This window comes from Acidimicrobiia bacterium (assembly GCA_036271555.1).
Classification (GTDB): Bacteria; Actinomycetota; Acidimicrobiia; order IMCC26256; family PALSA-610; genus DATBAK01.
Window position 1 is genome coordinate 20156 of the sequence record DATBAK010000072.1, and the last position, 9761, is coordinate 29916.

The following is a 9761-nucleotide window of genomic DNA, read 5'->3' on the forward strand; positions in this document are numbered from 1 at the left end:
GCTGCGGGCTTCGAGTGGTGGGAGCCGCACGAGCGTGCGTTGCGACGCGCGCGCGTGCTGCGGGCGATCGGCGCGCTCGTGGTGTCGTCGTATCTCATCCTTCCGGTCGTGTCGGTGCTCGTCGTGGTGCGCGGGGGAGTCGGCGGGCTCTCGACGCGCGACTGGGTCGCGGTCGGCATCGGTTCGGCCGTCGTGCTCGCCGCAGCCGCGTCCGTCATCGCGCTCGTTGCCGCGCGCGGACCGCGGAAGCGGCTGCGCGGGTGGGCGGGCGCGCAACTCGCGCGTCCGGACGACGAGCGCGCGCTCGCGCCGGCGTTGAGCTCCTTCGCGCTCGCGCGTGGCGTGTCGGTGCCCGCGATGTGGGTGACCGACGCCGCCGCGGTGAACGCGTTCGCGTACGGGCGCGCCGACGCGTCGAATCTGTGTGTCACGCAGGGCGCGCTCGAGTTGCCGCCACACGAGCTCGCCGCGTTGAGTGCGGTCGAGATGACCGCACTCACGTACGCGCCATACCGCGCGTGCATCGCGGCGATCGACCTGATGCTCTTCGCCGAGTGGTGCATGCGCGTGCTGTGGCCGCTGGCGTGGGTCGTGCTCATCAGCCCGATGATCGGTGTTCCGCCGCTCGTTGCCGGCGTGTGGGCGTTCGGTGAGGCGCACGGATTCGAGCTCGACGAGCAGCGCAGCATCGTCGAGCAGGTTCGGCAGCACACGCGGCGCGCTCGCGCCGCCGCGGCGGCGCGCCAGGCGGGGACGGCGGTCGCGATCGACGCGCCGCGACGGCGACGCGCACGCCACCGCGGAACTGCGCGCGGAGAGTGAACTCCCTCCGAGACTGAGATCTCACAATCTGTGAGATCGTGCCCTGCGGACCGAAATCGGCGCCGGCACGCCAACCTGGTACTTCGCGCTCTGACCGACCAGGTCAGGCAGCCTATTGCCACTCTCCGTGGTCTTTGTTACCTTCCCGGTGGGCATTCTGACGGGTTGAAGGGCTTGGGGCATGACAACGCTGCGTGGTTGTTCCGTTGCCGCGATCTGTGCGCGGGGCGTGAACCGATGAGGTTCAAGTCGTCGCAGAAGAACAGCGCGCACGTCGATCCCGCGACGATCGACGGTCCGGCGCTGCCGACCGAGATCGCCGCGAAGGGCAACGGCAACGGCAACGGCCACACCGAGGTCGCCGCCGACGCGAACGGCAACGGCAAGGGCCGGCGCGCCGCGAAGAAGAACGGCAAGCCAACCGCCGCGCCGGTCGCGACGGTCGCCGCTCCGAGCGCGCCACCGGCCGCTCCCACCGCGACCGCGACGATCGCACCGCCCGCACCGAGCGCGACGAGCGCGACGAGCGCGAACGGTGGCGCGGTGCAACGACTCGGCGAGCTCCTCGTGTCGCGCGATCTCCTCACCGTCGACGACCTCGAGCGCGCGCTCGCGCAGCAGCAACCCGATCATCACCTCGGCGAGACGCTCGTCGCGATGAACGTGGTCGACGAGCGCAAGCTCATCGACGTCCTCGCGCAGCAGCTCGGTGTCGCGTCGGTCGACCTTCGTCGCGAGACGCCGTCGGAGGACGCGCTCGCCGCGCTCCCCGAAGCGACGGCGCGCGAGCTCGGCGCGATCCCGATGGTGCGTCGCGACAACATGCTCGACGTCGCGGTCGCGGACCCGCGCCGCGCCGGCCTCGTCGACGCGCTCGCCAAGGCATCGAAGTGTCGCGTCACGCTGCTCCTCGCGCCGGCGTCCGAGGTTCGCCGCGCGATCGACCAGTCGTACCGCGCGCTCGCCGACGTCGAGCGTCACATTCGCCAGTTCGAGCTCACGAGCCTGCAGCCCGCGCGCGTCGAGAACGCGCCGACGCTGCAGCAGGCGGTCGACAGCTCGGCGCCGGTCGTGCAGGTCGTGAACCTCATCGTCACGCAGGCACTGCGCGACCGCGCGTCCGACGTGCACATCGAGCCGATGGGCCACCAGATCCGCGTGCGTATGCGTATCGACGGCGCGTTGCAGGACGTGCTCACGCTGCCGGCCGACATGGGCCCCGCGATCGTGAGCCGCATCAAGGTCATGTCGGGCATGAACATCGTCGAGCGTCGGCGCGCGCAGGACGGGCAGTTCGAGACCGCGGTCGACAACCGCGCGCTCGACGTGCGCGTCTCGACCACGCCGGTCATCCACGGTGAGAAGACCGTGCTCCGACTCCTCGACAAGAGCCGCTCGCTCTACGAGATGACCGACCTCGGCATGCCCGGGCACGCGACCGAGGCGTTCTCGGACCTGCTCCGCTCACCCTTCGGCATGGTGCTCTGCGCCGGGCCGACGGGCAGCGGCAAGACGACGACGCTCTACGCGGCGCTCGCCGAGATCAACACGACCGAGCGCAACATCACGACGATCGAGGACCCCGTCGAGTACGTGCTCCCGACGGTCAACCAGATCCAGATCAACGAGGCCGCGGAGATCACCTTCGCCGGCGGGTTGAAGTCGATCCTCCGCCAGGACCCCGACGTGATCCTCGTCGGCGAGATCCGCGACGTGGAGACCGCCCGCATCGCCGTGCAGTCGGCGCTCACCGGGCACTTCGTGCTCTCCTCGCTCCACGCGACCGACGCCGCGTCGGCGATCCACCGCTTCCTCGACATGGGCATCGAGCCGTTCCTCATCGCCCCGTCGGTCCTCGCGGTCGTCGGCCAGCGGCTCGTCCGCCGCATCTGCCGTGAGTGTCGGGCGCCCTACGAGCCGCCCGCCGACGAGCTCGCGTTCTACGAATCGATCGGTGGCGCCGAGAAGACGCAGTTCTTCCACGGCGAAGGCTGCAACTTCTGCTCCGGCACCGGTTACCAGGAGCGCATCGGTGTCTACGAGGTGCTGCGCATGACGGACGCGATGCGCGAGCTGATCGTCGACCAGCCCGCGTACTCCGAGCTCCGAAAGCTCGCCATCGCGGAGGGCATGCACCCGCTGCGCGACGAAGCGCTGCGCCTCGTCGCCGAGGACACCACGACGATCCCCGAGATCCTGCGCAGCGTCTACCCGCTCTGACCGACCGATCCCGATTCGCGTTGCGCACGTTGTAGGAGCAGACAATGACGAAGTTCAAGTACGCCGCGGTCACCTCGGACGGGCAGTCCGTCTCGGGGATGCTCGAGGCCGATCACGCCAACGACGTACGCGCGCGGCTCGCCGAGAAGGGCATGTTCGCCCAGGCGATCAAGGAACGCCAAGGGCTCATGAAGCTCGAGCTCACGCCGAAGCGTGTACCGCGCCAGGAGATCATGAACTTCTCCCGGCAGCTGGCCGCGTTCGTGCGCGCGGGCATCCCGATCATCGACGCGATCGAGACGCTGCGTTCCGACATGAAGAACGATCGGCTCCGCAAGGTGCTGGCCGAGGTTGCGGAGTCGCTGCGTAGCGGCGAGACGCTCTCGAACGCGATCGGCGAGCACTCCGACGTGTTCCCCGGCTTCTACGTCACGATCCTGCGCTCGGCCGAGCTCACCGGTCACGTCGACACGGTGCTCGATCAGCTCGCGAGCTACATCGAGCGCGAGGAGAACGCACGCCGGAAGATCAAGTCGGCGCTGACGTACCCCGCGGTGATCATGGTGATGGCGATCTTGTCCGTCGTCATCATCGTGACCGTGGCGCTGCCGAAGTTCCGCGGCTTCTTCCAGGACCTCGACGCGAAGCTGCCGCTCCCGACGCGGATGCTGCTCGCGTTCACCGACTTCCTTCAGCACTGGGGTTGGGCGGTCGGCCTGGGCATGGTGCTGCTCGTCATCGCGACGACGCTCTACGTCAAGACGCCGCGCGGCCGACGGGTGAAGGACTCCTTCCTGCTGCGCGCACCGGTCTTCGGCGACCTCGTGCGCTTCACGCTGATCGAGCGCTTCTGCCGGATCCTGGCGTCGCTCGTGAAGGCCGGCGTCCAGATCCCCGACGCGATGGCCATCGCCAGTGGCTCGACGAGCAACGTCATCTACACGACCAAGCTCAACGAGGCCCGCGAGGCGATGATCCGCGGCGAGGGCATGTCGGGCCCGATCACGGCGACGGGACTCTTCCCGGGTGGCGTCTGCCAGATGGTGCGCGTCGGCGAGGACACCGGCACGCTCGACACCCAGCTCGAGACCGCGGCCGACTTCTACGGCAAGGAAGTGGGCTACAAGCTCGACCGGATGATCGCGCTCTTCGAGCCGCTGGTCATCGTCATCGTCGGTGTGATCGTCGGCTTCGTCGCCATCGCACTCGTGTCCGCCCTGTACGGCATCTTCAACCAGGTGAAGCTGTCGTGACGACGCCCAAGGTCGTCGTCGACGAACGCGGCTTCACGCTGAGCGAGGTGCTCATCGCGGTCGTGATCCTCGGGGTCGCGATCACGGCACTCCTCGGCTCGCTGAGCTCCGTGCTGTACACGTCGCGCGCCCACCGCAACCTCGCCACGGCCGACAGCGGCGTGCGCGCCTACGCCGAGCAGTTGCAAGCGGCCTCCTACGCGAGGTGCGCGTCGGTGACCGGTGCGGGCGCCTACCCGGCGATGACGAACATGCCCGCGGCCTTCTCGGTCACGATCACGAAGGTCGAGTACGGCGACGTGCTGACCGGCTCGAACCCGACGGACGCGTTCTCCACGACGCAGAGCCAGTGCCAGACCGGCGTGACCGGCGACGGCACGCCCTACGACACCGGCGTCGAGCGGATCACGATCGTCGCGCACCCGTTCTCGGGCCCCGGCAGCCAGACCCTGCAGATCGTCAAGCGCAACCCTGTGGAGACGTCATGAGGAAGGTCTTCCGACGTCGCGGCGAGGAGGGCCTGACCCTCAACGAGCTGCTCATCGCCATGCTCATCACGGGCCTGATCATGGTTCCGCTGGTATCCGCGATGTTCACGACCGTGCACTCCATGGTCGGCACCGAGAACCGCATCGACGAGTCGAACAGCGCCGCGTTGTTCGCGTCGTACTTCACGCCTGACGTGCAGAACGCGGTCACGGTCGCGCCGACCACGACGGAGTCGACTGCGGTCTGCGGGGCCTCGGCGCGCGCCGTCGACCTGCTCGTCACGACATCGCAACCCGGTGACGCGACGCAGACCTCGGTGTCCTACTACCACTCGGGTGTGCTGTTCCTCCGGCGCACGTGCAGCGGCGGCACGGTGACCGGCGCGGCGCGCGTTGCGTACAACCTCTCCGGCGCGCCGCTGTTCAGCTGTGCCGACGCCACCGGAGTCGCGCTGCCGTGCTCCGGCGCGTGGCAGATGGTCAAAGGCTCCATCACCCAATCGAACGCTACGACCGCCGGTTCCACCTACACGACCAACGTTCAGGCCACGAAGAGGTTGACGTGATGCGTATCCACCCCCGCCGTCGCGACGAGCAGGGCGCGGCGCTTCCCGTCGCGCTCGCCGTGCTCATCGTCTGCTCGATCGTCACCGCGTTGCTCACGCAGTACACGAGCAACGGTCTGCTCGCGGGCACGAAGCTCGCCGACCAGCGCAGCAACGAGTACGCCGCGAGCGGCGGCGTCGACAGCGCGATCAAGTACCTCCAGTCCGACGCGCTCTTGAAGCGCGGGGCGGCCGACGGCTCCGACTCGAGCTGTCCCGCCGGTTCCGCGGCCGCGTTCGTCGCGGCTTCGGGTATCAACGGCGAGGGCGTGCAGGTCACGTGCCAGTCGGACCCGAGCGGCGCCGGTAGTGGGGGCGCGCTGACCAAGTCGCCCGGCTTCGCGGTCCTCACGACCGCGCCGTACCACGGTGCCGCGCCCGGCGGTGGCGGTAGCTCGTTCCCGAACTGCGACAACCTCAACGACGAGGCGGGAATCGCGCAGGTCCAGAACGACAAGCTGCTGACCGTGCACGGCAACGTGTACGTGAACTCCGACGTCGACTCCGACATCTGGGCGAACGGCTGCCCGCAGACGTCGACGGCCGAGCACATCCAGGTCGTCAACGGCGACGCGATCGTGCGGGAGTCGAACCACGACCTCGACGTCGCGACCGCCGGCCACCTGCACGCGGCGCCCGTGTCGAACACCCAGGTCGCGCCGTACGCGACGCGGCTGCTCGACCCGGGCAGCGACACGAGCGCGACGAAGGCCGAGTGGACGGCTCCGTTCGACGCGCCGCCCGCGGCCGGAACGATCACGGATATCAACGGGAGCACGATCTCGAGCTGCCCGAGCGCCCGCACGCCCACCAACGTGCCGTTCGTGCACTTCACCGCGGGCACGTACAGCGACGCGAGCGTGCTGAGCAACTTCACCGACGGCGATTGCCCCGGTGCGTTGCTGTGGTTCGCGCCCGGCGCGTACTACTTCGACTTCGCGAACGGCCCGGCCGCATCGACCTCCAAGACCTATTGCACCGCGACGGTCGATGCCGGTCAGTGCGCGCACCAGTGGTTGATCGACGACAAGACGGTGCGCGTCGTCGGCGGGCAGGAGAACGCCACCGCCGTCGCGCGCGAATCGCAGGAGAACACGTTCGCCGCCCAGCGCGTCTCGAACGTGAGTGTGTTCAACAGCGCGGCGACGAACAACGCGGCGACCGTGATCGACGGTGTGACCAACAACGCGTCGTACACCTCGGGCACCGCGACGATCACGCTCTCCAACTTCCTGACGCAGACCGGCACCGCGATCCCGCCGGACGCCACGATCGACCACGTGTACCTCCGGGTCGTGCACCGCGAGGACACGCCGGCGCTCGCGACCACGCCGACCTACTCGATCACGCCGGCCGGCGCGTCGTCGGCCTGCACCGGTCTGCCCGGGCTCACGATGCAGGCGCCCGCGGGTGGAGGCCTCGGCCAGGACCGCGTCGAGGTCACGAGCTGCCTCAACACGGCCGCGGCGATCGACCTCGGCCCGACGATCAAGTACAGCGTCGGCCACACCGGCAGCGGTACCGAGAACGAGCACCTCGACGGTCTCGTGCTCGTCGTCGATTACCACACGGCCGGTCGCCCGGCGTGGAGTGCGACGGCGCCGGCGACGATCACGCCTTCGTCGCCCGCGGTGCCCGGCGCCTGCCGGCACGAGACCGACGCGGGCTGGAGCCACGGCGACGAGTTCGTGTTCGGCGGTGACAGCCGCGTCTTCCTGAAGACGGGCCGCTTCGAAGTCTGTGACGAGCCGTCGACGACGAAGCAGGAGATCACGCTGATGGGCCTGCGAGCGGCCCCGGCGCCGTCGGCCGTCGGCACGACCTGGACGCCGACCTCGTACCTCGCCGGCACGACGTTCACGAATCCCGCGAACGGCGAGGCCGTCGGCGGTGGGACCGCGACCGCGGCGTTGAGCACGACGACCACGAGCCGTTCCATCACGCTCACGCAGTTCACGCCGACGACGTGGCCGGTCCCGGCCGCGAACCTCGTGCCCACCGACGCGATCATCAACAAGGTCGAGCTCGACGTCACGCACAGCGACTCGAGCACGTCGCAGCTGAACGCACCTACTCTCGCCGTCACCTCCGGTACGACGTCGTGCAGCCCGGCGACCCTCGCCCGGCACACGAACCTCACTGCGGCGGGCGCCGACCTCGTCGACCTCACGAGCTGCCTCAACACGCCCGCGCTGCTGAACGCCGGCATCAACGCGCAGTTCACGACGACCCGCGCGTCGAGCAGCCCGACCGAGACGCTCGACGGCATGCAGCTCAAGGTCACCTACACGCCGCAGCCGCCGTGCACGCCGACGGGTGGACTCACGCCGGGCTGCGGTTGCACCACGAAGGCGCCCTACTACCACGGTGGTGACGCGACGGCCGATCACGCGCCGGCGTACAACGGTGCCTGCGCCCTGTTCCGGGTCGCGAGCGACACGGCGGGCGGTCAGTTCCCGCGGGTCGTCACCTTCTGGGGCACGGTGTACGCGCCATCGGCGGCGCTCGACATGCCCGTCGACGTCCTGACGGTCCCGGTGTTCAACCGGGGCGTCGTCGCCCGGATGCTGATGCTCGGCTACAACGTGGCGAACAACGCCGTGGTCCCGATCACGACCGACGTGCTGCTCGCCTCGCTGTCGAACCGGCGGGTCACGCTCACGGCGACGGAGGGGAACTCGAAGGTCACGGCCGACGTCGAGTTCTGCGACTACGACGCGACCCCCTGCGGCGGCCAGCCGCAGGGCGTGAAGATCTGGTCCTGGAAGGTCCAGCGCTGACGGCCTGAGCGGGCTGCGCAATGGGCCGATCGGCTCACCTTGCGCGGCCTCTGACGGCCACGGTCAGTGTGAAGTTGTTGGAATCGACCACAGAGAGCGTTGACACGGAGAGTGGTCATTCGTTACGGTTCGTAGTAGACGGGAATGGGGGGCTTTGACCTCCGGGCGCACGACACGGTCACCGCGACTGCCCGGAGCGAGCCAATGGTGAGACCGACCTATTCGCTTTGATCGAGAGCACGTAGACGTGCTTTCGGAGGAGAGCGAGATGGTCGGAAGCCTTGGACGATGCGATCTCGGCACGAGGTCCTTCGGCATTTCCGGTACCGACTCCATTCGCCGACTCGCCGGCGAGGGGGTGGTGCGTCAGACGTGAAGTCGTCACGGTCCTTTTGGGCCCAGATGGGGTGCATGGGCCGGGACTGATCTCGGCGTGACGCACCAAGCATTCACTGCAATTCGGAACGGATTCCGAACTTCGATTCCAAGGAAAGGGAATCACCACCATGTACGAGTCACTGCGCAAGATCCGTGACCGTCGGGAGACCGGTGAGGGCGGATTCACCCTCGTCGAGCTCCTGATCGTCATCGTCATCCTCGGCATCCTCGCCGCGATCGTCGTGCTGGCGATCGGCGGTCTGAAGGGCTCGAGCCAGAATGCGGCCTGCACCGCGGGCGCGCACACGATCGAGAGTGCCGAGGACGCGTACTTCGCGAGCGTGACCCCGAACGCCTACGGCAGCAGCGCACAGCTGCTCGGTGCCGGCCTGCTCAAGGCTGCGCCGACGGACCTGACGGCGGCCGCGACCGGCGGCGGGAACGGCTACTCGATCACGGCCACGGGCGGCGGCAACTGCACCGCCACGCCGGGCTTCCCGATCACGTACACCGCTCCGTAGGCATCGCCCACGGAATGGTCTGATCGACCGATTCACGGAAAGGGGCCCGGGCAACCGGGCCCCTTTTCGCGTCCGTGATTTCCATCCTCGAGGAGGCCGCCGATGGGCCGGCACCCGCTCCTTCGCTCGTCTTCTCTGGCCGCCCTGCTGGCGGCATCCGCCCTGGTCGGCGGGTGCGGCGCGGGCGGCTCCGCCCATCGGGCGGCGGTGCCGTCGTCGGCGGCGACGAGCTCGATCCGGCCCGGATTCGTCGCCCCGGCGACGACCCAGCCCGTCGGCCTCGGACCGGCGGTCACGGCCGCCCAGCTCACCGCCTGCGACGACGACTTCAAGACGATCCGGGCCGCCGAGCGCTCGTATCAGCTGCTCAACGGGTCGTGGACCACGATCGCCGACCTGGTCGCGACCCAGTTCCTGCGGACGGCCTCGGCGTACTACGTGGGAATCCGGATCGGTACCCCGGCGGGTGGATACACCCTGCTCGCGGCGCCGACCGGGCCCTGCGCCTCGCTCCCCGTGGGCGCCGCGGGCTGAGGCCGAATCCGCTGGCGCGAGCCGGGCCCGCGGCGCGTCTCCGCAGGTGGGAGGCGGTTTTGCCGCCGGTCGAGCTCCGGTTCTCGGCGGCGCGGTCGCCCGGTGCGGGTGGAGGATCGCGGGCTCCTCAGGAGTGCGCGCCGTCCCGTGAGGCCGGCTC

The 9761-nt window shown here is 69.2% G+C and carries 8 protein-coding genes; all 8 read left to right on the forward strand.

Annotated elements, in window-relative coordinates; all coding sequences use genetic code 11:
* Window positions 1–39: 39 nt before the first annotated feature.
* Complete coding sequence (locus tag VH914_16625) at window positions 40–822, forward strand: hypothetical protein (protein HEX4492833.1); 783 nt, start codon at window positions 40–42, stop codon at window positions 820–822.
* A 237-nt stretch (window positions 823–1059) separates the two neighbouring features.
* Window positions 1060–3042 (forward strand): GspE/PulE family protein, encoded by a 1983-nt coding sequence (locus VH914_16630; protein HEX4492834.1) that lies wholly within the window; start codon window positions 1060–1062, stop codon window positions 3040–3042.
* 44 nt (window positions 3043–3086) lie between these two features.
* On the forward strand, window positions 3087–4295 hold the full coding sequence (locus VH914_16635; protein HEX4492835.1) for a type II secretion system F family protein: 1209 nt from the start codon (window positions 3087–3089) through the stop codon (window positions 4293–4295).
* On the forward strand, window positions 4292–4783 hold the full coding sequence (locus VH914_16640) for a prepilin-type N-terminal cleavage/methylation domain-containing protein (GenBank protein ID HEX4492836.1): 492 nt from the start codon (window positions 4292–4294) through the stop codon (window positions 4781–4783). The genes VH914_16635 and VH914_16640 overlap by 4 nt, the downstream gene beginning before the upstream one ends.
* Complete coding sequence (locus tag VH914_16645) at window positions 4780–5349, forward strand: hypothetical protein (protein ID HEX4492837.1); 570 nt, start codon at window positions 4780–4782, stop codon at window positions 5347–5349. Before VH914_16640 ends, VH914_16645 begins: the two co-directional genes overlap by 4 nt.
* Window positions 5349–8168 carry a hypothetical protein gene (locus VH914_16650; GenBank protein ID HEX4492838.1) on the forward strand — a complete coding sequence of 940 codons (2820 nt, stop codon included), beginning with the start codon at window positions 5349–5351 and terminating at the stop codon, window positions 8166–8168. The genes VH914_16645 and VH914_16650 overlap by 1 nt, the downstream gene beginning before the upstream one ends.
* 506 nt (window positions 8169–8674) lie before the next feature.
* Window positions 8675–9067, forward strand: a complete 393-nt coding sequence (locus tag VH914_16655; protein HEX4492839.1) for a prepilin-type N-terminal cleavage/methylation domain-containing protein — start codon at window positions 8675–8677, stop codon at window positions 9065–9067.
* A 207-nt stretch (window positions 9068–9274) separates the two neighbouring features.
* Entirely contained in the window at window positions 9275–9601 is a 327-nt protein-coding gene (locus VH914_16660) for a hypothetical protein (protein ID HEX4492840.1), read from the forward strand.
* Window positions 9602–9761 lie beyond the last annotated feature (160 nt).